This window comes from Flavobacterium shii (assembly GCF_025847235.1).
Lineage (GTDB): Bacteria > Bacteroidota > Bacteroidia > Flavobacteriales > Flavobacteriaceae > Flavobacterium > Flavobacterium shii.
In genome coordinates, this window is the sequence record NZ_JAOZEW010000037.1 from 1 (window position 1) to 22,974 (window position 22,974).

Annotated in this window: 23 protein-coding genes; 8 read left to right on the forward strand and 15 right to left on the reverse strand. The window is 33.2% G+C overall.

Annotation, left to right across the window (positions count from 1 at the left end; genetic code table 11):
• Window positions 1–1,041: 1,041 nt before the first annotated feature.
• Genes OIU83_RS22645 through OIU83_RS22655 form a run of 3 tightly spaced genes read left to right on the forward strand, consistent with a single transcriptional unit; the run spans window position 1,042 to window position 3,599 of the window.
• Window positions 1,042–1,998: a DUF6624 domain-containing protein gene (locus OIU83_RS22645; protein ID WP_264208547.1), complete on the forward strand. Its 957-nt coding sequence runs from the start codon at window positions 1,042–1,044 to the stop codon at window positions 1,996–1,998.
• A 6-nt stretch (window positions 1,999–2,004) separates the two neighbouring features.
• Window positions 2,005–2,376, forward strand: coding sequence for a BlaI/MecI/CopY family transcriptional regulator (locus OIU83_RS22650; protein WP_264208571.1), 372 nt, complete (start codon window positions 2,005–2,007; stop codon window positions 2,374–2,376).
• Window positions 2,373–3,599 carry a M56 family metallopeptidase gene (locus OIU83_RS22655; protein WP_264208548.1) on the forward strand — a complete coding sequence of 409 codons (1,227 nt, stop codon included), beginning with the start codon at window positions 2,373–2,375 and terminating at the stop codon, window positions 3,597–3,599. The genes OIU83_RS22650 and OIU83_RS22655 overlap by 4 nt, the downstream gene beginning before the upstream one ends.
• 92 nt (window positions 3,600–3,691) lie before the next feature.
• Here the strand turns inward: OIU83_RS22655 and OIU83_RS22660 are convergent, their stop codons facing one another.
• Complete coding sequence (locus tag OIU83_RS22660; RefSeq protein WP_264208549.1) at window positions 3,692–5,065, reverse strand: saccharopine dehydrogenase family protein; 1,374 nt, start codon at window positions 5,063–5,065, stop codon at window positions 3,692–3,694.
• Between the two features lie 211 nt (window positions 5,066–5,276).
• Between OIU83_RS22660 and OIU83_RS22665 the strand changes: the two genes are divergently transcribed.
• Together OIU83_RS22665 and pckA are read left to right on the forward strand one after the other, a co-directional pair.
• Window positions 5,277–5,663 (forward strand): DUF423 domain-containing protein, encoded by a 387-nt coding sequence (locus OIU83_RS22665; RefSeq protein ID WP_264208550.1) that lies wholly within the window; start codon window positions 5,277–5,279, stop codon window positions 5,661–5,663.
• 81 nt (window positions 5,664–5,744) lie between these two features.
• On the forward strand, window positions 5,745–7,346 hold the full coding sequence (gene pckA, locus OIU83_RS22670) for a phosphoenolpyruvate carboxykinase (ATP) (protein WP_264208551.1): 1,602 nt from the start codon (window positions 5,745–5,747) through the stop codon (window positions 7,344–7,346).
• A gap of 173 nt (window positions 7,347–7,519) precedes the next feature.
• Here pckA and OIU83_RS22675 read toward each other — a convergent pair whose 3' ends face one another.
• Window positions 7,520–8,578 carry a phytase gene (locus OIU83_RS22675; RefSeq protein WP_264208552.1) on the reverse strand — a complete coding sequence of 353 codons (1,059 nt, stop codon included), beginning with the start codon at window positions 8,576–8,578 and terminating at the stop codon, window positions 7,520–7,522.
• 67 nt (window positions 8,579–8,645) lie between these two features.
• Window positions 8,646–11,453, reverse strand: a complete 2,808-nt coding sequence (locus OIU83_RS22680; protein ID WP_264208553.1) for a TonB-dependent receptor — start codon at window positions 11,451–11,453, stop codon at window positions 8,646–8,648.
• A gap of 299 nt (window positions 11,454–11,752) precedes the next feature.
• Between OIU83_RS22680 and OIU83_RS22685 the strand changes: the two genes are divergently transcribed.
• On the forward strand, window positions 11,753–12,853 hold the full coding sequence (locus OIU83_RS22685) for a DUF4407 domain-containing protein (RefSeq protein WP_264208554.1): 1,101 nt from the start codon (window positions 11,753–11,755) through the stop codon (window positions 12,851–12,853).
• A 144-nt stretch (window positions 12,854–12,997) separates the two neighbouring features.
• Here OIU83_RS22685 and OIU83_RS22690 read toward each other — a convergent pair whose 3' ends face one another.
• The 10 genes from OIU83_RS22690 to ruvC all read right to left on the reverse strand — a co-directional run bounded on the left by OIU83_RS22690 (window position 12,998) and on the right by ruvC (window position 19,731).
• The gene (locus OIU83_RS22690; RefSeq protein ID WP_264208555.1) at window positions 12,998–13,705 is read right to left on the reverse strand and encodes a PH domain-containing protein; all 708 of its coding nucleotides are present in this window, start codon (window positions 13,703–13,705) and stop codon (window positions 12,998–13,000) included.
• 70 nt (window positions 13,706–13,775) lie between these two features.
• Complete coding sequence (locus OIU83_RS22695) at window positions 13,776–14,147, reverse strand: MmcQ/YjbR family DNA-binding protein (RefSeq protein WP_264208556.1); 372 nt, start codon at window positions 14,145–14,147, stop codon at window positions 13,776–13,778.
• 8 nt (window positions 14,148–14,155) lie between these two features.
• Entirely contained in the window at window positions 14,156–14,506 is a 351-nt protein-coding gene (locus OIU83_RS22700) for a DUF4260 domain-containing protein (RefSeq protein WP_264208557.1), read from the reverse strand.
• Window positions 14,503–14,904 (reverse strand): GNAT family N-acetyltransferase, encoded by a 402-nt coding sequence (locus OIU83_RS22705; protein ID WP_264208558.1) that lies wholly within the window; start codon window positions 14,902–14,904, stop codon window positions 14,503–14,505. The genes OIU83_RS22700 and OIU83_RS22705 overlap by 4 nt, the downstream gene beginning before the upstream one ends.
• Complete coding sequence (locus tag OIU83_RS22710) at window positions 14,901–15,656, reverse strand: cyclase family protein (RefSeq protein ID WP_264208559.1); 756 nt, start codon at window positions 15,654–15,656, stop codon at window positions 14,901–14,903. The genes OIU83_RS22705 and OIU83_RS22710 overlap by 4 nt, the downstream gene beginning before the upstream one ends.
• 47 nt (window positions 15,657–15,703) lie before the next feature.
• Entirely contained in the window at window positions 15,704–16,669 is a 966-nt protein-coding gene (locus tag OIU83_RS22715; RefSeq protein WP_264208560.1) for a D-2-hydroxyacid dehydrogenase family protein, read from the reverse strand.
• Window positions 16,670–16,842: 173 nt separating this feature from the next.
• A complete protein-coding gene (locus OIU83_RS22720; protein WP_264208561.1) occupies window positions 16,843–17,220 on the reverse strand; it encodes a GxxExxY protein in 378 nt (125 codons plus the stop codon).
• A gap of 192 nt (window positions 17,221–17,412) precedes the next feature.
• The gene (gene hemW, locus OIU83_RS22725; protein WP_264208562.1) at window positions 17,413–18,567 is read right to left on the reverse strand and encodes a radical SAM family heme chaperone HemW; all 1,155 of its coding nucleotides are present in this window, start codon (window positions 18,565–18,567) and stop codon (window positions 17,413–17,415) included.
• 197 nt (window positions 18,568–18,764) lie between these two features.
• On the reverse strand, window positions 18,765–19,136 hold the full coding sequence (locus tag OIU83_RS22730) for a four helix bundle protein (RefSeq protein ID WP_264208563.1): 372 nt from the start codon (window positions 19,134–19,136) through the stop codon (window positions 18,765–18,767).
• 40 nt (window positions 19,137–19,176) lie between these two features.
• Window positions 19,177–19,731, reverse strand: a complete 555-nt coding sequence (ruvC, locus tag OIU83_RS22735) for a crossover junction endodeoxyribonuclease RuvC (RefSeq protein ID WP_129540026.1) — start codon at window positions 19,729–19,731, stop codon at window positions 19,177–19,179.
• 143 nt (window positions 19,732–19,874) lie between these two features.
• Here ruvC and OIU83_RS22740 point away from each other — a divergent pair, with 143 nt between their 5' ends.
• On the forward strand, window positions 19,875–20,834 hold the full coding sequence (locus OIU83_RS22740) for a hypothetical protein (protein ID WP_264208564.1): 960 nt from the start codon (window positions 19,875–19,877) through the stop codon (window positions 20,832–20,834).
• A gap of 24 nt (window positions 20,835–20,858) precedes the next feature.
• Window positions 20,859–21,965 carry a glycosyltransferase family 2 protein gene (locus tag OIU83_RS22745; protein ID WP_319005367.1) on the forward strand — a complete coding sequence of 369 codons (1,107 nt, stop codon included), beginning with the start codon at window positions 20,859–20,861 and terminating at the stop codon, window positions 21,963–21,965.
• A gap of 229 nt (window positions 21,966–22,194) precedes the next feature.
• On the opposite strand, the gene OIU83_RS22750 is transcribed toward OIU83_RS22745, so the two are convergent.
• Together OIU83_RS22750 and OIU83_RS22755 are read right to left on the reverse strand one after the other, a co-directional pair.
• Window positions 22,195–22,671: a hypothetical protein gene (locus tag OIU83_RS22750; protein WP_264208565.1), complete on the reverse strand. Its 477-nt coding sequence runs from the start codon at window positions 22,669–22,671 to the stop codon at window positions 22,195–22,197.
• Window positions 22,672–22,713: 42 nt separating this feature from the next.
• Window positions 22,714–22,944 (reverse strand): hypothetical protein, encoded by a 231-nt coding sequence (locus OIU83_RS22755; RefSeq protein ID WP_264208566.1) that lies wholly within the window; start codon window positions 22,942–22,944, stop codon window positions 22,714–22,716.
• Window positions 22,945–22,974: the final 30 nt, after the last annotated feature.

Below are 22,974 nucleotides of genomic sequence, written 5' to 3' on the forward strand. Positions count from 1 at the left end.
GCTATATCTTTTTATTTTTAAAGAAAAATAAAAAGGATACCACTCCTATCCCAATGTCATTAAGTTAAGAAAAAAAACTTTAATACTGCGCTGAATAAATCTCTCGTAAAGTCGCCAAGCCGCCAAGTTTACACCCAAAATATTTGCGACTTTAAGAGAAAATAATTAATCATGATTGGATAAAAAAGCTTAACTTAATGGCATTGACTCCTATCCCTAACGCGGAGAGAAGGTTCAGAGGTACAAAGGTTTTTAGCTTAGGAATCTCTCTACACTTAGGCGCACTGCGGTGAGCTGCTACGATTCCTTGATTGCGGAGAAACAAAAATTTTTTTATTCCCAAGTCACGCTGAGCATCCCGAAACTTCAGCACAAGCGCAGTATAGAACTTCGACTCCACCTGACGATATTAGAGGTTATTTTTGCGTAAGCACAACCTCAGAACCTTTGCCGCTCTCAGCCTTTCTTCCTTTACACCTCACAACCTTTACTCCTAAAAACCTCTAAACCTCTGAACCTCAAAAATAATTTGGAAATTAAAAATTAAACTCTACATTTGTAGAGCAAGACATCTTCTTGTAGAGCAAATCAAAATTTATGAGTAGATATATACTATTATTAATTTACATAACACTGCTTTCGGGATGCAAGAGCAAACCAATTAATAAAAAGATTGATAAAAGAAAGAAGGCCTCTGGATTGAGACTTATACACAAGATAGTGTTACATACAAATCATTCGAATACTATTCCAGAGATGAGCCCACGAAGAAATGGAAATCATACGTAAACAATAAAATTTACAAAACCGAGAAATATAAAGACAACAGCTGCAAAGTCAGGTATTATTATCCAAGTGGAAAATTAGAATCAAAAGGAAAAACAAAACTAGAAAAAAACCAGCAACAGATGCATTGGTTTTATTACGACAACTGGAAATATTACGACACGAAAGGCAAACTAATCGAAGTGAAAAAATACGATAATGGAGAATTAACAACTACTACTAAAACCAAATAACCAAAATTTCTATTTTAAAATTATGAAAAAAATAAATGCCATTTTTTTATTCCTGTTAGGTATTAATTCTTTACAAGCCCAAACATATAAAGACAACGTTCAAAAAGCCGATTCTTGCTACAACAGAAAAGATTTTAAAACATCGGTCGAATATTATGAGAAAGCTTTTAAACTAGAACATACAAATCCATCTCAATTATACAATGGTGCTTGCTCTGCGGCATTATCAAACAACACAAAAAAAGCATTCGATTGGTTAAATTTAGCTATAGATAATGGCTATAAAAACCTTAATCATCTAGAAAAAGATAGCGATTTAGCAACGTTACATCCCGAAAAAGAGTGGCAAAAAACAATAATCAAACTTCAAAAAAAACTTGACATCATTGAAACAAATTATGACAAACCATTACAAAAAGAATTGATCGCCATTTATGAAGATGATCAAAACATAAGAAAAGAATTCATGACAATCTATAGAAGACCAAATTACGATAAGAAAAAAATAGATAGCATTGGTAAAATCATAAATTACAAAGACAGCTTGAACCTAATTAAAATATCCGAGATACTTGACAAAAAAGGATGGATCGGTGAAAACGTAATAGGCAGTCAGGCAAACCAAACTTTATTTCTGGTAATACAGCATTCAGACTTAAAAACGCAACAAAAATATTTACCCATGATGAGAGACGCTGTCAAAAAGGGAAATGCAAAAGCAAGTTCATTAGCATTACTAGAAGACCGTATAGCTTTAAGAGAAGGCCGAAAACAAATTTACGGAAGCCAACTTGCCAAAAACCCAGCAACAAACAAGCAGTACATTTCGCCCCTAGAAGACCCCGATAATGTAGACAAAAGACGCGCAGAAGTTGGTTTAGGAACCATAGCCGAATATGCTCAAAAATGGGGAATTGTTTGGGATGTAGAAGCCTATAAAAAAGAATTACCCGAATTAGAAAAATTGGAAAAGAAATAACTCATGATGCAACTTACCAACTCCGAAGAACAATTAATGCAACACCTTTGGCAACTCAAAAAGGCGTTCATGAAGGATTTGCTCGAAGCGTATCCCGAACCAAAACCCGCAACAACAACCGTTGCAACCTTATTAAAAAGAATGATAGATAAAAAATTTGTTGCCTACAACGAATTTGGGAACTCAAGAGAATATTATCCATTGGTTAAGAAAACCGATTATTTCTCTAAACACGTAAACGGATTGATTAGTAATTTCTTTAACAATTCGGCGTCGCAATTTGCTTCTTTCTTTACCACCGAAACCAATTTATCAACTTCGGAACTGGAAGAACTCAAAAAAATCATTGATACAGAAATTCAAAAAAAGAAAAAATGATAGCCTATATCCTAAAATCGTCAGTACTTCTTATAATCCTATTTGCAATATATAAGCTTTGGTTAGAAAATGAAAAAATGCATGGTTTTAACCGAATCTATTTACTAGGCAGTTTAGTTTTTGGTTTAACCATACCATTGCAACTCTTTTCGTTTGATACAAAAATATCAAAAGCAATAAATTCATTTCAATTACCCGAAATGGTAATTAATAATAGCGCACAAAACCTAAATCCAATAACCAATAACCAGACAATCATTTATAGTTTATTGGCTTTATATATAATTATTGCGTTATTACTAACCGTCCGCTTTGTATTGAATTTGTATTCCTTTCATAAAAAGACAAAATACAATAAATCACAAATCATCAATAACCAAAAAGTGATTTTGATGCCAGAAATCATATTGCCACATTCATTTTTAAACACCATCTTTTTAAATGAAGATGATGTAAAAAACAATCTAATCGACTCACAACTTATTGCGCACGAAACAGCACATATAAGGCAAAAACATACATTAGACATCATTTTTATCGAAGCAATACAAATTCTCTTTTGGTTTAATCCAATCTTTATACTTTACAAAAGAGCTATCAAGTTAAACCATGAATTCTTAGCCGATGAAGCGGTAATAAATCAATCAGAATCCGTTTCTCATTATCAAAATTTACTATTAAAAATGGCTTCAAACCAAAGCCAAATTGCGCTTGCAAGTTCTATTAATTTTCAAATAACCAAAAAACGTTTACTTATGATGACAAAAAAAGAATCCCGATTAAGAGCAATACTAAAAACTACGACAGTAGGTTTTGTATTTGCTATGTTATTTTTTGCTTTTAACACGACAACAATTGCACAAGGAAGCAATCGAAAAGCAATAAACGAACCACCTACATTACGCGCCGATTCTACCGAAAACATTCAGCAACCAGAATTTCCAGGCGGAATGACTGAATTTTACAAATTCATTGGTAAAAACTTCAAAATGTCCGATGAAGCATCAAAAAACAAAATCTCCGGAAAAGCCTATTTGGAGTTTTACGTTGAAAAAGATGGTTCTCTATCCGACTATAAAATAGTCAAAGATTTAGGATACGGAATAGGCAATGAAATTATCCGTGTTTTAAAATTATCTCCAAAATGGAAACCAGGCACATTAAACAATGAACCAGTGCGAGTTATATACAAATTACCGATGACAATTCAAGCGGAAAAATAGGTTACAATTTATAAAATAAAAAAATCCGCTTCTAGGGAAAGAAGCGGATTAAATAAAAAAACTAAAAAAAATTCTAAAAAAAAATTTAAAAACTACTGATTGAGAAGTTTGTCTGGATTATATCCAAAATAGGGCATTATTTGTTCATGAAACACAACACCATATTCTTCCAACTCCTTTAAAATAGGCAAATACACTTCTTTATTGGTCGGTAGCTGAACTCCTGGAGTAGTAATTTTACCATTTAATATTAATAAAGTAGCTATTGCAACAGGTAATCCTACTGTTTTTGCCATAGCTGTATACGTTTGATCATCTCCAATGCAAACCATCTTGGAGTCAATTTGTGTTTTCTTACCATTTAATTCATATCCAAATTTATGATACATCACTATCATGTCTTTATCATGAGCCTGAAGAGTCCAACTATCCGAAAGTATTTTTTCTAATATTTGTGCAGGGGTCGCATCCTTTAAACCAATAATTTTCTTAGGATTAAATAAATCCAATTCTACCAGTTTATCCCACATAATATCATCCTGATCTATTTTAAGAATCAAACGCATTTTTATTTCTACAGAATCTGTTGGGTGATAAGGCAAAAAAGAATTCACAAAATGACGGTAACTCATATTTTCAGAGTTTTCCATAATATAACTGTCATCGGTCATTCCTAGCTGTACAAACATATTCCATGCTTTCGAGAATCCAACTCTCCTTATCGTTCCGCGATATAAAGTAAGAATATCTTCAAGACCATAAATAGATCTGTATTTTAAAGAATCACGATTAGAATATGCTTCAAATTTCCCATAACCTTCTACTTCAAGAAATTCGGTTCTACGAAATAAATTACAATACGGTATATATTTATAAGTTCCCTCTTGTATAAATTTAGCTGCTCCGCCTTGTCCTGCCAAAACTACATTTCGTGGAGCCCAGGTAAATTTATAATTCCATAAATTATTATCTGATTCGGGAGCTACAAGTCCGCCACAAAAAGATTCAAACAATAACATCTTACCTCCTTTTTCCCTTATTTCATCAATAACTTTCATGGCACTCATATGATCAATACCAGGGTCAAGCCCAATTTCATTCATAAAAATCAAATTGTTGGCTTTGGCTTCTTTGTCCAAATCCTGCATCGCATCACTTATATAGGATGCAGTTACAAGATGTTTATGATAAACCAAGCAATCTTTGGCAACTTCTATATGTAAATGAGCTGGTAACATCGATATCACAATATTTGCTTTTTGTATAGCAAGCTTTCGTTGCTCCTTATCAAATATATCCAATGCAATAGGAGTAGCATTAGGATGACCATTCGTTTTCTTCTCTGCGAGGGCCAAAGATAAATCACCTATAATAAGGTGCAAATTTTCCTTTTCGGATTTATCCAACAAATAACGAATTAATGACGATGCAGACCTACCTGCTCCAATGACCAAAACTATTCTCATAATTTTACATATATAACACAAACATACAATATTGTTATATTCATAACAATTAAAATATGTTAAAATATTGAACAATAAATTATTTAAAACCAAAAATAAGTAGAATTTATCTAATTAAAATAACTTAAAATATTTCAAAAAGTTGTCTTAAAAAATTTTCCGTAATGAAAGGAATAACCTTATTTTTGTAGTAACTAAATATATTTTTCTGATGGATAAAAAAATAATTACAACAGGTGCATTTTTAGGAATGCTAGCTATCATTTTGGGAGCTTTTGGAGCTCATGCTCTAAAAAAAGTTTTATCTATAGAAGAATTAGTGACCTTTGAAACTGGTGTACGCTACCAAATGTATCATGCCTTATTTTTATTATTTGTAGCCACACGAAAAGAACTTTCTCAAAAAACGCTAAAAGTCATATATAATCTGGTAGTTGCGGGAGTTATATTCTTCTCGGGTTCTATTTACTTACTTGCAACGAATAACCTTACAACATTCGACTTTAAAATTATAGGATTCGTAACACCAATAGGCGGACTCCTATTAATTCTCGCTTGGCTTGTACTATTTGTTAAAATTATTAAACAAAAGTCATAAAATTCGTTATATAAAATTTTATCTGAAATATAATATCTAATTTTACAGTCTATAAAATAAAACACAACAACTTCTAAATTTATGGACAATCAAACGTTATCTACGCAATCGATTTCGCTAAATGAGTTAGGGATTAAAAATGCAACAATACATTATCAGTTATCAGCTGACGAATTACACAACATTACGATACAATCAGGTCAAGGTGTAGAGGACTCAACAGGTGCATTAGCAATTAATACTGGTACATTTACAGGACGTTCGCCTCAGGATCGTTTTATTGTAAAAGATAGTATTACTGAAGACCAAGTTTGGTGGGGAAAAGTAAACATTCCTTTTGAACCAGCTGCCTTCGAAAAATTATACAACAAGGTAACTCAATATTTATCTAACAAAGAAGTATTTGTTAGAGATTCTTACGTTTGTTCAGACCCGAATTACAGATTAAATGTACGTGTTGTTACTGAAACAGCATGGTCTAACTTGTTTTGCTACAATATGTTTTTGAGACCAGAAGCAAGTGAATTAGCAAACTTTACTCCAGAATGGACAGTAATCTGCGCTCCAAGCTTCATGGCAGATCCTGCTGTAGACGGAACAAGACAAAGTAATTTTGCAATTTTGGACTTTACAAAAAAAATTGCTCTTATTGGCGGAACAGGATATACAGGAGAGATGAAAAAAGGAATTTTTTCGGCTTTAAACTTCATCTTGCCAGTATTTAAAAACACTTTACCAATGCACTGTAGTGCAAATGTTGGTAAAGAAGGAGATACAGCTATTTTCTTTGGTTTATCAGGAACAGGAAAAACAACTTTATCTGCAGATCCAGATCGAAAATTAATTGGTGATGATGAACACGGTTGGACAAACGAAAACACCGTTTTTAATTTTGAAGGTGGTTGTTACGCCAAAGTAATCAACCTTACTGAAGAAAACGAACCAGACATTTTTAGAGCAATTAAAAAGGGTGCTTTATTAGAGAACGTTGTTTTTAAACCAGGTACAAACGAGGTAGATTATGATGATATCTCAATTACACCAAATACTAGAGTTAGTTACCCTATTACCCATATTGATAATATTCAACCAGGCTCTATAGGTAAAAACCCTAAAAACATCTTCTTCTTAACAGCCGATTCTTTTGGTATTTTGCCTCCAATCTCGAGACTTACACCAGGACAAGCTGCTTACCACTTTATTTCTGGTTATACTGCTAAAGTTGCTGGAACTGAAGCTGGTGTAGACGAACCTCAACCTAATTTCTCAGCTTGTTTTGGAGCGCCATTTATGCCGTTGCACCCAACTCGTTATGCAGAAATGTTGAGCAAAAAAATGAAAGATGCCGATGTAAAAGTTTGGCTTATTAATACAGGATGGACTGGTGGAGCATACGGAACAGGAACTCGTATGAAACTAAAATATACTCGTGCTATGATTACTGCCGCTTTAAACGGAGAATTAGACGACGTAGCATACGAAAACCACGTAGTTTTTGGAATTGCAAAACCACAAAGTTGTCCTAATGTACCTAGCGAAATATTAAATCCTAGAAATACATGGGCAGATCCAGCATTATACGATGTAAAAGCAAAAGAATTAGCAGAGAAATTCAAAGCTAATTTCGCAAAATTTGAAGAGTTTGCCAATGCCGAAATCATGGCAGGTGCACCATTAGCATAATAATAAAGGTCATTACTAATTCAAATTAAAAAGAGCTGTTCAATTGAACAGCTCTTTTTGTATTTACACTCAGTTTTTAGTCGCAGTTTAATTACTGTATTTAAACAGGAATTTAAAACTTATAACAGGCAACTGAATACTGCAACTGAATACTAAAAACTGACACTGAATACTTATTTCTTCACTTGCGCATCAATACGTTTCTGTACAGAATCCCAACTATAATAATGAAACGTCATTCCGTTACTCATTGCCACAAAAAGACCGTTTTTATAAGCTCCTCCTAAATTCACATTCGTTACATCAGCACCATCACACTCAATTGTCGAAGTAGGAATTTCGGCAAGTAAAGGGTATTTATTCGGATCACCATTAGCACCTTCTCTAGGATAAACCATAAACGTATTTGCTTGTTGGTTAGAAACTAAAATATATCCTGTTGTTGCTGTTTTCTTGTAAATAGCAATCCCTTCATTATCTGCTTTAAAATCACCTTTCCCGAAAACAGCTAACTCTACATCTTTTTGTTTGCTCTCTGGGTCTGCGACATATTTTCTGATACCAAATTGTTCATCGCAGTAATACACCATTCCTAATTCATTATCTACAGCAATAGCTTCAATCTCTTTTTTTCCGCTATACGCTCCAAACTTACGAACTACTTTTCCGCCAACAAATCCGTTACCAATATCCGATAACTGATATTGCCACAAATAACTACCTGAAGTCCCCGATTTTCTACCTACAATAGCAAATATAGCATGATCACTTGGTCGAGTGTACAAAGCAACTCCCATAGGATCACGTAACGACTCTCCATCAAAAACAGAAATTCCGCCATTATCTATAGGTTTTAAATCTGGCAAACTAAAAACTCTGATTTTATTTGTTTCTCTTTCGGTAGTAACCGCAACATCTATTTTCTTCCCGTTAACGATTAAACCATAAGCAATATCTACATTATTAGGTCTTTTTAATGTTTCTGATTTGGTTATTATTTTACCATTCAAATCAAAAGCATACAATGCGCCATCGGTATCTTTATCTGTACCCACAATTATACTTTTAGAGGGATCTGTAGGATGTATCCAAATAGAGGGATCATCGGTATCATGCGGAAGTGGTTCTGTAACTGCTGTTGGTTTAATAGCATCTTTACGAACTGGTGCTAACTTACTATCACAAGAAATTAAAAAAGCACTAACAAGGAGTAATATAAATTTATTTTTCATGTTGTTTTTTTATAAAAAATTGACAGGAATACTACATCCTGCCAATTCTAAGTAATTCATTTAATTATTAAAAATCAAATTTCAATCCCAAATTATAACGCGCTTGGTAATATTCTACTTGCTTAGTATGCGACTTAACACCTTGATAATAACGTAACGGCTGATTCGTTAAATTATTAGCTTCTGCAAAAACACGGATCTTAGGTGTAATCTTAAATGCGGCATTAGCATCTACAAAAAGTTGTTTATCATAATAACTATCATTGTACTCATTTGAACCTAATTCATCTAAATAATCTGAAGTGAAATTAGTCGAAACTCTTGCCGAAAAACGTTTGTTTTCCCATGACAATGAACCATTAAACATATGTGGAGAAGTTCCCGGAAGACTTATATTACGTCTTTCATTTCCTTCTGCATCAGCAATACCTTTGGCTGTAGATTTTGTGTAGGTATAGTTTAAATAAATTCCGAATCCTTTTAAGAAAGGACTTGTAAAAAAATCTAACTGACGCTGAAACGCAACTTCAAATCCAAACACATCTACATTGTCACCATTTCTTTGCTGTATAAGAGTCCAATTATCTCCCGCAGGAATTGGATTTTGTTGGTTAGGAAAATCAGCAGCAAACTTTGCACTTGTGTACTGATTATCACTATAGGTATAAATAAAGTCATTCAGGTTTTTATAGAAAACACCTCCCGAAATTAAACCAACCGATTTAAAATAATTCTCGGCCATGAAATCATAGTTATAAGAATATGTAGCTTTAAGATCTGGATTACCAGCCAAAATTTGAGAATCGGCAGCTATATTATTTATATAAGGCGCCAAAGCATAATAATTAGGTCTTGCCAAAGCTGTCGTAACTGCAGCTCTTAATACTAAATCTTTGGTCGCATTAAACTTAAACGAAATTCCAGGCATTACGTTTGTATAGGAATTAGTTGTATTTATCGTCCCTTCTAACTCTTCTTCATCCAGAACACGATTACCCGTATAATCTATATGTGTGTTCTCTACACGGAAACCTAAAATCATAGATAATTTATCATTAAAATCCTGATCCCATCTTACATAAGCTGCATAAATATTTTCTTTGGCTCTGTAATTTACAGTCAAGAACTCCGCTGGATTTAATTCCTTATTAAACAAAGCAGGATTATTTAGATCTAAACCTCCTAAATAGCTATTAGAAACAAACGTTCCCGGTACGTATTTACTTCCTGGATTAAAACTGTTTCCGTCATAATAACTTATTTGAACATCCGCCAAAGTTCCCATTCCGCTGATTGGCTGGTAAGAATAGAAAATATTATCTCTCGATTTATCTTTCATTCTTAATCTAAGCCCTGTTCTTAACCTTCCTTTTTCTGAAGGAATGATTGTAAAAGGAAACCTAATATTTACTTTAGCCCCAAATTCACTTTCCTTAGTTTCATTGGTATTTTCGGTAGTCGACTCAAATTTAAATTTATCCAAAGCTTCGCCAGTTGTTGTAACCAAAGGAAATTCTGAATCCGATAAGTCTTGTACAGTTTTCAGCCCTTTCTGACGGTATTCTATATAACGCTCTTCAGGACGATATTCTCTTGCTGTCGAATAATTTGTAGACCAATTAAGATCTAAACTAGAGTTTATTAAATGCTCTCCACGCAACGAATAATTTTGCACACGCTGATCTTCGAGTCTTCTGTTTTTATCGCGATTATTATCTACTCCACCTTTTGTTTGGCGTTTTACTCTCCCTGTAAAACCAGTAATTTGTTCTCCATTATAAATAGGTTTCATATCGTCATAAGTCGTTCTATAACGATTCTCTCTATCATCTCTCCAATTATAAATACCGTTAGCAAAAATGGTGTTATTTTCATCAAATTTATAATCTAAAGCTATGGCTGCACTTCTGCGAATACGTTGCACATCATATTTTCTAATTTCAGATTTACTCAAAAAATCATTCCCAAATTTATCCTTAATCCAAACAGCTTCAACATTATCCGAACCATAATCTACATTATTATAAGAGCCACTTACAACTGCTCCAAGTTTATCATCAAAGTAGCGATTTCCGTAAACTAATCCTGCTGTATAAATAGGTTTATCGCGTATAGGAGCATAACCTCCCGCTATAGTTGCAGAGATTCTTTCGCCATTAGGCGTTGCTCTTGTAATCAAGTTTACAGAACCCCCGATAGCATCGGCATCCATATCTGGCGTAAGGGTTTTATTTACCTCGATTGTCGTAATCATATCCGATGGGATAAGATCCATTTGTACATTCCTGTTATCACCTTCGGCAGATGGAATACGATCACCGTTTAAAGTCACAGAGTTTAATGAAGGAGCTAAACCTCTAATAATGATATTTCTTGCTTCACCCTGATCATTCTGCATTGTAATTCCAGGCACACGTTTTAAAGCATCACCAACATTGGCATCTGGAAAACGCCCCATTTGGTCAGCCGAAATAACATTACCTATATTCTTATTCGTTTTTTGTTGGTTTAAAGCCTTTGCCTGTCCTTTCAGGATATCACCTACAATAACTTCGTTCAGTTCTGTCCCCGAAGATTTAAGAGTAAAATCTATCACGACATTTTTACCATCGGTAACAACTACACCTTGAATATTCTCTGTATATCCCATGTATTTTACGCTTACCTGATAAGACCCAGACATTACATTAAGCAATTCATATCTTCCGTTATAATCAGAAATAGTATATTTATTCTGACCTACAATTTCAATCATCGCTCCTGGCAAAGGCAGCTTATCATCTGCATCCAATACTTTTCCAGAAACAATCCCTTTTTGAGCATAACCGACTAAAGTCATTAAAAAGAGGACTAATACTAAACATTTTTTTTTCATCTTGGTTTTGGTTATTTTCTATGATGCGAAACTAGTTGCTACATATTAACTATACCTCCTGAAAAATTTAACATATCATTATGCTTCTGCTTTTTAAGCTCACTTTTTTTACTTTAAGATAACATAACCCCCCAAAATATTGATTGGAGTTAACATTACTATCGGTTAAAATGCAACCAAAACCACATTTTAAAAACTAAAAATAGCACCATAACCAAAAACAAATCAACTATTTACCTCAACTTTAATTTTTTGGCGTTAAATTTGCCCTATCAATCAATCAATCAAAAAAATCAATCATGTTGAAACAATTTTTTATCCTTTGCTCAGGAGCAGATAAAAATCTCCTCGAGGACTGTTCAGAAAGTGAACAAACCAAATATGTAGGTATTGGAGCTACCGTTTTCTTTACCGCAGTAATGGCATTTATTGCAAGTGCATATGCCCTATTTACCGTTTTCGACTCTGTATATCCTGCTATGGCTTTTGGATTTGTATGGAGTTTACTTATTTTTAATCTTGACCGCTTTATTGTATCTACAATAAAAAAAAGAGACCGTGTTTGGGATGAATTCCTGCAAGCTACACCTCGAATAATTCTGGCGGTTATTATTGCAATCGTAATCTCGAAACCATTAGAAATTAAAATTTTCGAAAAGGAAATCAATACCGTTTTATTAAAAGAGAAAAATGCAATGGCTCTTGCCAATAAAAAAGAAGTTGGTAATTATTATAAATCCGATTTAGACAAGAACAAAGCCGAAATCGATGGATTAAAAGCTGACATTCTTAAAAAAGAAAAAGAGGTAAATGCATTATACTCGACTTATATTACTGAAGCCGAAGGAACAGCAGGCTCAAAACGATTAGGAAAAGGTCCTGTTTATAAAGAGAAACGCGACAAACACGATGCTGCTCTAAAAGAATTTGCTACGCTAAAAACTGAAAATGAGGCAAAAATAGCCGAAAAGGAAAAAGCGGCAAAAACACTTCAGGCCGATGTAGATAAAAAGGTAACCGAGACACAACCTATCATTGATGGTTTTGATGGTTTAATGGCGCGAATAAATGCATTAAACAAACTACCTTGGATTCCTTCTTTCTTTATTATACTTTTGTTCCTAGCAATAGAAACATCTCCGATTATTGCCAAGTTATTAGCACCAAAAGGAGAATACGATTTTAAGCAGGAAGAGCTTGAAACGGCATTAAAAGCTACTCTCGATCAAAATAAATACCAACGTGGTTTATTGGTAAAAACCAGCGCTGCAATGCACGACAAAGTTTATGAGGATATAGCCCAAGACAAACAGTTATACGACTTACAGCGAAAGAAAGCTACCGAGCTCTTGGAACTGCAAGCGCATAGTTTTGTAGAAAAGCAGAAAGCGACTTTATAAGAGTTTAACCGCAAAGGTCGCAAGGCTTTAAACCGCAAGGTTCGCAAAGTTCTATAAAAAAACCAACATTCTAAATGTTGGTTTTTTTTATGCTTTTTCTTTGCGATTCTTTGCGTAAATCTTTGCGACCTTTGCGGTTAAATACTACATATAACTCAAAATCTCTTTTTTGAATGCATCGTACTCTCCTTGTATAATCAATCCGTTATCTAATAACTTCTTGTAATTTTGTAATTTTTCAAAAAGCTCATCTTGAGACATATCACTCAATCTTCTTTCGCCTGTTGCAAATGAGGTTTCATGAATTGGTTCGTTATAAATTGGCGCTGCTGGTATAATTTCGGCATAGTTCGTTACTTCTTCCGTTTCGATTTCTTCTACTTCCTCTTCTTCTATAGTCTCAACTACTTCAGGTTCTGCAATCTCAGCAACTGGAGCAGCAGCAGCTACAACTGGATTTTTAAGGATATCCAATTGTTCTTTTGCGTAAGTAAAAATCTTTCTTGCCTGAATTTTAGGAATATAATCTATAGAAAATTGAATATCTGTTTTGGTAGAAAAAGAAAACTCAGAACCAAGGATATTTTCTTTTACAAATGTACCTACGATTTCATCCCAGGTATAATCTGTAAAATCCATCGAAAGACCTAAATTTTTAGGTTTGCATACAATAATTCGTTTGTTTGTTACTACAATACTATCAGGAAAAACAGTAATTGCTGGCTTTTTTTGAACTGCAATATATCCAATCTCCTCTCCTCTCATCAATAAATCATTGAGTTTTGAAGTAATTTTTTCAATTGCTTTTGGATCTTGTTCTTCGTTCAAAAACTTTTTAAATTGTTCTTTCATGTTTTATAAGTTGCTAAGTTACAAAGTAACTGAGTTGCTATTTTTTTGTCTTACGCTGCAAATGTAATGCCTAATTTTCTAATTCAGTAATTTCATTCTGAATTTTCTTTGTCAAACTTTTGAAAACCAAATCATACGAATGGTCTATCAGTTCTTTTATAAAAGCCGTAGGCAAATCTCCATTCATCGTAATCGTATTCCAATGAACTTTACTCATATGAAAACCCGGTTTTATATCATCATATTCGGCACGTAATTCCTGAGCACGGTCCGGATCACATTTTAAATTTACCGAAGGAGTACTTTTTTCCCATTGGGTCAAAGATGACAATGCAAACATTTTTCCGCCAACTTTAAACACCAATGTTTCTTCATCAAAAGGAAAATGCTCGGTGGCTCCTTTTTTAGAAAGACAATATTCATAATACGTTTCTAAATTCATATCATTTCTTATTTACCAATTTCACCTAAATGCGTATACTTAAAACCAGTTTCATACTTTAATCCATAACCAAATATCCGATCCATCGATGCATGAGAAAACAAGATAACACCAACAAATTGTACTGTTTCTAACTTTAAATAATAGCCTAAAATATAAACTAAAACTGCAATTCCTCTATGATGAAATACATTATATAAAAAAGCACCAACTTTAGCATTGATTACATAACCAAGCATGGAGAAATCGGGTACTAAAATCCATACCAGAAACCACCACCACTGATAATCTAATTGGCTAAACAAATATATGCCGAGAACAAATAAACCCAACTCTTCTAGTTTTATTACTGTTTTCATACTATTACTTTTTCCATCATTTTCTCTGGACTTTTTAATGCTGTAAAACCAAACTTGCTATATAAAAAATGAGCATCTGTTGTCGCTAACCTCCATATTTTAACCTCTTTTAATGCTGGTTCGTTTATCATTCTATCTATCAAAACAGACGAATACCCTTTACCTCGATGTTCTTCGGTAATAAAAACATCCATTACATAAGCAAAAACCACATAATCGGTAATAACACGGGCAAAGCCTATTTGTTTGTCCTCTAGAAAAATCCCAAAACAAAACGAATTATCAATCGTAGTCTGAACTTCTTCCATGGTTCGACCCGCAGCCCAATAAATATCTTTTAAGAAATGCTGGACAAACGGAACGTCGAGTTTGGTTTTATCTGTGCTAACTGTAATCATATTTTATATAAAATTGGCTTGCTCGGACTTGCATCATTTTCAAACGAAGCAATTTGCAAATTCAGTATATACTTTCCGTCTTTTATTTGATCGTCTACATAAATCATTTCAGTAATTGTAGCATTTAATCTTGCATCAGCATTAAGATTATTTACATCTTTTACATTCCAGAAAGCTTTATGTGCCAAAAGTTTACCTTCATCATGCTCTTTATCTACACTCGGCAAATCAATTAGTAAATGTTGTATTCCGCTTTCGCGAATGAAAATCGCTGCGTCTTCCGACAAATAAGGCGGATTCGTATTCGAATATTTTGCAGCTTTTTTGGACTTTAAATTGGGTTTCGTTCTTATAACAATTGCTTCGGGAATTGTCCCATTGAGCGAAGTCAAAATATGTTCTTTAGTAATTACCAAATCTTCTCCTTGAGCTTCTGGTTCAACCGAAATTAATTCGGCCAAAAAGAAAAACGTTTTTAAGGATTGGTTAATACTATAAAATTCTCGTGTAATATGTCCCAGACATTCAGTATGCGTACCATGCCCATGTGGATTAAAGAAAATATTATTAAAGTTTGTAGATGATTTCCCTTCCGAAACCTTTCCTATCCAATCACCAAAAACCACTGGTTCGATTACTGGTTTTTCGATATACCAAGCAATCGGGTTTTCGTCTGTATTTGTAAGCGGAATCGAAATATCTATGGGTTTTGATAAGTCGATTTCGAATTCATTATTAATTTTTGCTTTCATATTCTTAAGCATGTTTTTTTTAACCGCAAGGTTGAACTTATCCAAATTTAAAATAATGCTTCGGGATTTGCAATATTTGTTGGATTACTATTGATATAATTAATTACATTCTCAAAAGCTTTCTCAAAATAGAGTTCGTAACTATTTTTCTCGACATAACCTATGTGAGGCGTGCAAACAACATTTGGCATATTAAGCAATTCAAAATCTACATCATAAATAGGTTCTTCTTCATAAACATCTATTCCTGCAAATCCTGGTTTTCCATTTTTAAGTGATTTTAATAAAGCTCCTTTTTCTATTAATTCGGCTCTTGCAGTATTAATTAAAGCTGCATTTGGTTTCATTAAACCTAAATCGGCTTCTTTTACAATCCCGAAAGTACTTTCATTAAGTCTAAGATGTAATGTGATAATATCACTTTGGGAGAAAAATTGCTCTTTAGAATCTGCTTTCTGAAATCCATCAGTAACAGCTTGGTTTCTTGAATTTTCACTTCCCCAAACCAAAACCTTTGCTCCAAATACATTTGCATATTTAGCTATTTGTTGCCCTATTTTTCCATAACCCCAAATACCTATTGTTTTACCTCGAATAGTAGAACCTATATTCGTTTGCCATTTCCCTTCTTTCATTCCCTGAATAGCTTGAGGAATCTGGCGAACAGTATTCATGATTAATGCCCAGGCAAGTTCAGAAGGAGCTACAGGCGAACCGATTCCTTCGGCAACGACAACTTTATATTTTGTACACGCAGCAATATCAAGGTGATTAGATTTTTTTCCTGTCTGGCTTATAAGTTTTAGCTTAGGTAATCTCGAAAGCAAGTCGGCTGAAATTTCTGTTCTTTCCCTAATTAAAACAATAATTTCGGAGTCTTTTAATAACTCGGCTAACTTTGAATTGTCTTTTTCTGTATGATCCAGAATAGTAACATCCAATCCTTTCAGCATTTTGAAAGATTCTAGTTTTGCAACCGCATTTTGATAATCATCTAATATGGTAATTTTCATAATACTTTCGTTTTTAACCGCAAGGTCCGCAAAGGTTTTAATTTGTGTTAATTCGAGTAATTCGTGGCTAAAAAAATTAACCGCAAAGGCCGCAAAGTTTTACGCAAAGGTCGCAAAGAAAATGAGCTTAGCAAACCTTACAATTAATTCTTAATTCCGTTAAACAATATTAATTACAAATTATTTACAACTCTTCGAATTCCGTTTTTTATTAAAACAACATTAAAGTTGATTAGTAAACCTAATTTACAATTTGTTAATTTTAAATAAGTCAATAGCTGCGCAAAATGAATATCATTTAAGGCATCTACCGATTTTATTTCCAAAATTAATTTATTTTCTACTATAATATCCAGACGATAGCCAATATCCAACTTCACTTCCTCATAAATTAAAGGTAATGCTTTTTGTTTTTCAACTACTAAACCTGTTTTTTTCAATTCATAAAACAAACATTCTTCATAAGCACTTTCTAAAAGTCCAGAGCCCAATGATTGATGTACTTTTAATGCGCAATCGAATACAATTTTAGACAATTCATTCTCATTCATAAGTTTTTATTTAACCGAAAAGAGCTTAATCCCGAAGCGTCAGGATACTCAATTTTCTTAATATTAGATAAAGTAAATCTAACATTTAAACAGTCAAAAATAAAACTATTCTTACATTAAGATAAATTAACACTATTGACAAAAACTTTGCGCCCTTTGCGTAAATCTTTGCGAACCTTGCGGTTAAATCTCTTAATCTGAATTTAAATAAAATAAATCTGATGCGATCCCATCAGTCAGAAATTTTCCTTTTGCTGTTGGTCTTAAAATATTATTCTCAATATAAACCAATTCATCACTTAGAAACTTTTCTGCTTGTTTTTTTAGATAAACTAGATAATCGGTTCCAAATTCATTTTCAATTCTATCTAGTGAAACGCCCCATATCGTTCGTAATCCTGTCATAATATATTCATTATAACGGTCGGATACCGAGAGAACTTCTATTTCATTTGGCAATTGATTATCCTGAATTGATTTGAGATAAAGTGAATTATTCGAGATATTCCAACTTCTGGAAACACCATCATAGCTATGTGCCGAAGGTCCAACTCCGATATATTTTTTACCCAGCCAATATGCCGAATTGTTTTTAGAAAAGTAATTCTCTTTTCCGAAATTTGATAATTCATAATGAATAAAACCGTTTGCTTCAAGGGTTTCTACCAAAATCATAAAATGAGCCGAAGCCACTTCGTCATTTGGTTTAGCAACTTTTCCTGTTTGTATTAGTTTACTCAAAGCTGTTTTGGGTTCTACCGTCAATGCATAACTCGAAATATGTGGGATTCCGAAACTCAATGCAGTTTCGATATTATGTTTCCATTTTTCGTTGCTCATTCCGGGAACACCATATATCAAATCCAAAGAAATATTATCGAAATATTTTGTTGCTTCTTCTAGGCATTTTTTGGCTTCCACCGAATTATGTGCGCGATTCATCATCTTTAAATCATCTTCAAAAAAAGACTGAATCCCAATACTCAAACGGTTTATCGGACTTTTTGATAACTCAAAAATTCGTTCTGCAGATAAATCATCTGGATTAGCTTCGAGTGTAATTTCAGGATTTTCTACAACATTATAATTCTTGTAAACTTCAGAAATTAAAAAGTTTATTTCGTCATTTGTTAATACCGAAGGAGTTCCGCCACCAAAGTAAATAGTTTCAATTTGATTTTCATTTCGAGCTGAATCGGGAAATTCAAGCTCGTTTTTCCGCATAGCAATTTCTTTGGCAATAGCCAAAACCATATCTTCTTTCTTCTTCATTGAAGTCGAAAAATGAAAGTCACAATAATTACAAGCCTGCTTGCAAAAAGGAATATGAATGTAGATACCGGACATAAATTTAGTAATCAGTGGTCAGTTTTTTAGTATTCAGTTTTGAGAAAGTGGTCAGTTTAAAAAAAAGTCAATAATTAGTAATCAGTGATCAGTTTTTTTAGTATTCAGATTTTAAAAAGTGGTCAGTTTTGAAAATAACAGTCAATAATCCGTTTCTTTTGTGTTTACTGAACACTTATTACCTGAGCACTCTTAATTTATTCTTTTTTCACTCCAAATTTCTCTGGATTTAATATCATAAAATTAATTAGTTTGCCAATCTCAATACTCTGCGAAATAAGTTCTTGATAGAAATCTTCCGTTATATATTTACAAGCCAAAGCAAATTCTAACCAAACTTGTGTCTCGGAATTTTCTCCATCAGAATCAGTCAATTTACTATAAAAATGCTTAGGGTAAACTCGTTTTCTGTAAGCTTCTGCAATCGTAGCAGGAACACTTCTAGAAGAACGTCTGATTTGGTCTGTCAATGAATACGTTTCTTCTTTTGGAAACGACTTTGTTATTTCAAAAATTTTCATTGCTAATGAAAATGATTTCTTATAGGCTAATAAATCCTGAAATCTCATATTTCTTTTTTACTGAATACTAAAAACTAATAACTGAACACTACTTCTTAACTCGTTCCTCATTTTGTTTTACAAATGCATCCCAACCTGTATAACTCTTAGTTCCGATTACTTTTCCTGAGTTGAAAAAGTGACAAACGGCAGCTGCCAAACCATCGGTACTATCTAAGTTTTTAGGTAATTCTTTTAATCCTAAAAGCTGTTGAAGCATTTTGGCAACTTGCTCTTTACTAGCATTACCGTTTCCGGTAATTGCCATTTTTATTTTTTTAGGTTCATATTCTGTTATCGGAATATCTCTCGAAAGTCCTGCTGCCATTGCAACTCCTTGTGCTCTCCCTAACTTAAGCATCGATTGAACGTTTTTACCAAAGAAAGGTGCTTCAATTGCAATTTCATCTGGATTATGTGTTTCTATTAATTCGATGGTACGTTCAAAAATGATTTTTAGTTTCTGATAATGATTGTCATATTTGGACAATTGCAGCTCATTAAGTTGCAAAAATTCCATTTTTTTATTGACGATTTTTATCAATCCAAAACCCATAATCGTTGTTCCTGGGTCGATTCCTAATATGATGCGTTCTTTTGTCATTATTTATTTTGGTTACACAAAGTTTCGCTAAGTAAACACAGAGATTCACTAAGTTTGTTTTTTATATCTCTGTGTTACTTTGAGATTACTTTGTGAATCTTTGTGAAATAGCTTTTTCACAATAGTTTCCTTTACTTTGCAGCATGATTTCAATTCCTCACAAAGCTAAACAATTCCTTGTTCTTGTAGTCAAACTTTTGATTGTAGGTGGCGCATTTTACTTTATTTATAATCAACTTGCCCAAAATGACAAACTCGACTGGCAAAAGTTCATTGTCTTGTTCAAAAAGAACCAATCGGTTTCGGGGATTGCATTCATTTTATTATTTAGTGTTTTAAATCGCTATTTCGAAATCTTAAAATGGCAAAATCTAGCTCAAGTTATTCATAAAATATCAGTGTCAGAAGCTACAAAACAAGTTCTTGGCGCGCTAACAGCTGGACTTTTTACACCAAACGGCATTGGGGAATATGCTGGAAAAGCATTATTTTTTGATAAAAAAGACACTAAAAAAGTGGTTTTCTTAAACCTGATTTGTAACGGAATACAAATGGTTCTAACGGTTGTATTTGGAATTTTTGGTTTGATGTATTTTAACTCTAAATACAATGTAATTACACCAACAACTGTTGCATTGCTTTTCGGACTTCTTGTGGTTTTATTTCTTGTGGTTTTTGTATTAAAGAAAATCACTATCAAAGGATATTCTATCGAGAAACTAATCCATAAAATTAATGAAATTCCAAAATCAATTCATCAAAAAAACATCCTTTTAGGAATTTGTCGTTACCTTGTTTTTTCGCACCAATATTATTTTCTGTTTCTCGCTTTCGATGTTGACTTGCCTTACATTACACTAATAGCAACAATCTCTTCTGTTTATTTCTTAGCTTCGTCTTTACCTACTTTTCAGTTTCTGGATTTTGCTGTAAAAGGGAGTGTTGCCGTTTATTTCTTCGGAATACTTGGTGTAAACGAATGGATTGTAATTTTCATATCTACGTTAATGTGGTTTTTAAATGTAGTTTTGCCAGTTATCATTGGAAGTTATTATGTACTGAATTTTAAAAATCCCCCTAGCCCCCAAAGGGGGAATAAATAAAAGTGAATAATTTAATTCGAAAGTATGATTACAATTATTTTAAGTGTGATTTTAATTATTTACCTATTCGTAATAGCTTGGCTTAGTTATGGTTTTAGTAAAATTAAAAAATATCAATCTACCGGAATACCTCCTAAAACCCGTTTTACGATTGTAGTTCCTTATAGAAACGAAATAGAAAATTTACCGATACTTTTAAACAGTATCTCGAAATTAAATTACCCAATCGAACTGTTTGAAGTGATTTTGGTTGATGATGATTCTGAAGAAGCATTCTGTATTCTATCTCAAAAATTCAGCATTCAAATAATTGAGAATATTCGCGTTTCTAATTCTCCTAAAAAAGATGCGATTACTACCGCTATGCAACATGCATCGACAGAATGGATTATTACAACCGATGCTGATTGTATTGTTCCTAAAAACTGGTTACAAACTCTAGATAATTACATTCAGCTTCATGATGTTTCTATGATTGCTGGTGCAGTTACGTATGAATGTAATAAATCCTTTTTGCATCATTTTCAGCAATTGGATTTAACAAGTTTACAAGGTGCAACAATTGGGAGTTTTGGCTTGAATAAAGGTTTTATGTGCAATGGTGCTAATTTTGCCTACACCAAATCATTATTCGAAAAACTGAATGGTTTTGATGGCAATAACAAAATTGCCAGTGGCGATGATGTTTTTTTATTACAAAAGGCAATCGCAGCTTTTCCTGTACAGGTACATTATTTAAAAGCTGAAGAAAATATTATACTTACAAAACCAACTCCCGATTGGGAAAGCTTGTTTTATCAACGGGTTCGTTGGGCGGCCAAAACGGGTTCGTACCAAAGTGCGTTTGGAAAATTATTGGGCATTATTGTTTTCCTTGCCAATTTAAGTGTGGTTATAACTTGGGTTTTATTTTTAGCACTGCAAATAAACTACCTTAATCTATTAGGTATATTGATTTTCAAGTTTATTCTAGACTCGATATTACTTTACCAAACGAATTATTTTTTGACCAAAAAACAAATGCGCTTCTTTATTCTCTCTAACTTATGGTATCCATTTTTTAGCACTAGTGTTGCTTTATATAGTTTACTAGGAAGTTATGAATGGAAAGGAAGACAGTTCTCTAAGTAATATTCTAATGAAAATGATGGCTCTAGCCCTGATGGAAGCGGCATCCTTTTTATGGCTTTTTTTGCCATAAAAAGATATAGCGGACAGCAGGAATAGCTTCTAAAAAACTAATACCTTTTATTGAATTACTTCTGGGGACTCCTCCTTCGTCGGAATAACAATATCAGGAGAAAATGATTAAATTAAATAACAAGTTTGTATACCCTTCGACTCACTTACGAGTCATATTTTACTCTACCTTAAGAATTACCGGCAATATAAACTGGGTTTTTACAGGGATTCCGCGTTTGATGGCTGGATTAACTTTAGGGAAATCGACTAAACGGGCACGAAGAATACTATCGATTTTTATGGTATCGTAAGCCACGGAATCTTTTGGGAACTGTGGTTCGAATTTCATTGTGGCATTTGGAAAAATTGTCACTTTTACCTCGATCGTATCTAGTTCAGGATAAAGAATTGCAAGCGTATCGCTGCTTAGTTTTTGTTGGATAAGTTGTATCATTACCTCGAAGAAACATTGTTGACGCTGCTTTTTATTCTCTATTTTATCACATTCTACCACCGATGGAAACTCATCGACTTCTTTCCAGTTAATCGATTTTAACTCTTTTTGCAATAATTCTTTTTCAGAAGGAACCTGCTTCTCAAAATATTGACAAGAGTTAAATAAAAGGATTACTAATAAAAGGGAAAACTGCTTCAAGTGTTTGATTTTGAATTGAACTATTAATTTATAAAAATACAATTATTTTTTTTGAGAAGCTTTGTATAATAAATAATCTTCATAGCTTTCTGATAGCCACTCTTCTTTGTTTTTTGCTGCAATCTCCTTTTGAGCAGGATATAAACTAGCCAATCGGTCAGAGAAAGTAGCAATTTGAACTGTATAATTATAAAACTGTGTTTTAGTCAAAACTACATCTGGATTGCTTTTAATTTTAAAAAAATCAAAGAAAAGTACATCAAAATCTTTCATTGAAAAATTTAATACTTTTTTCTTATTACT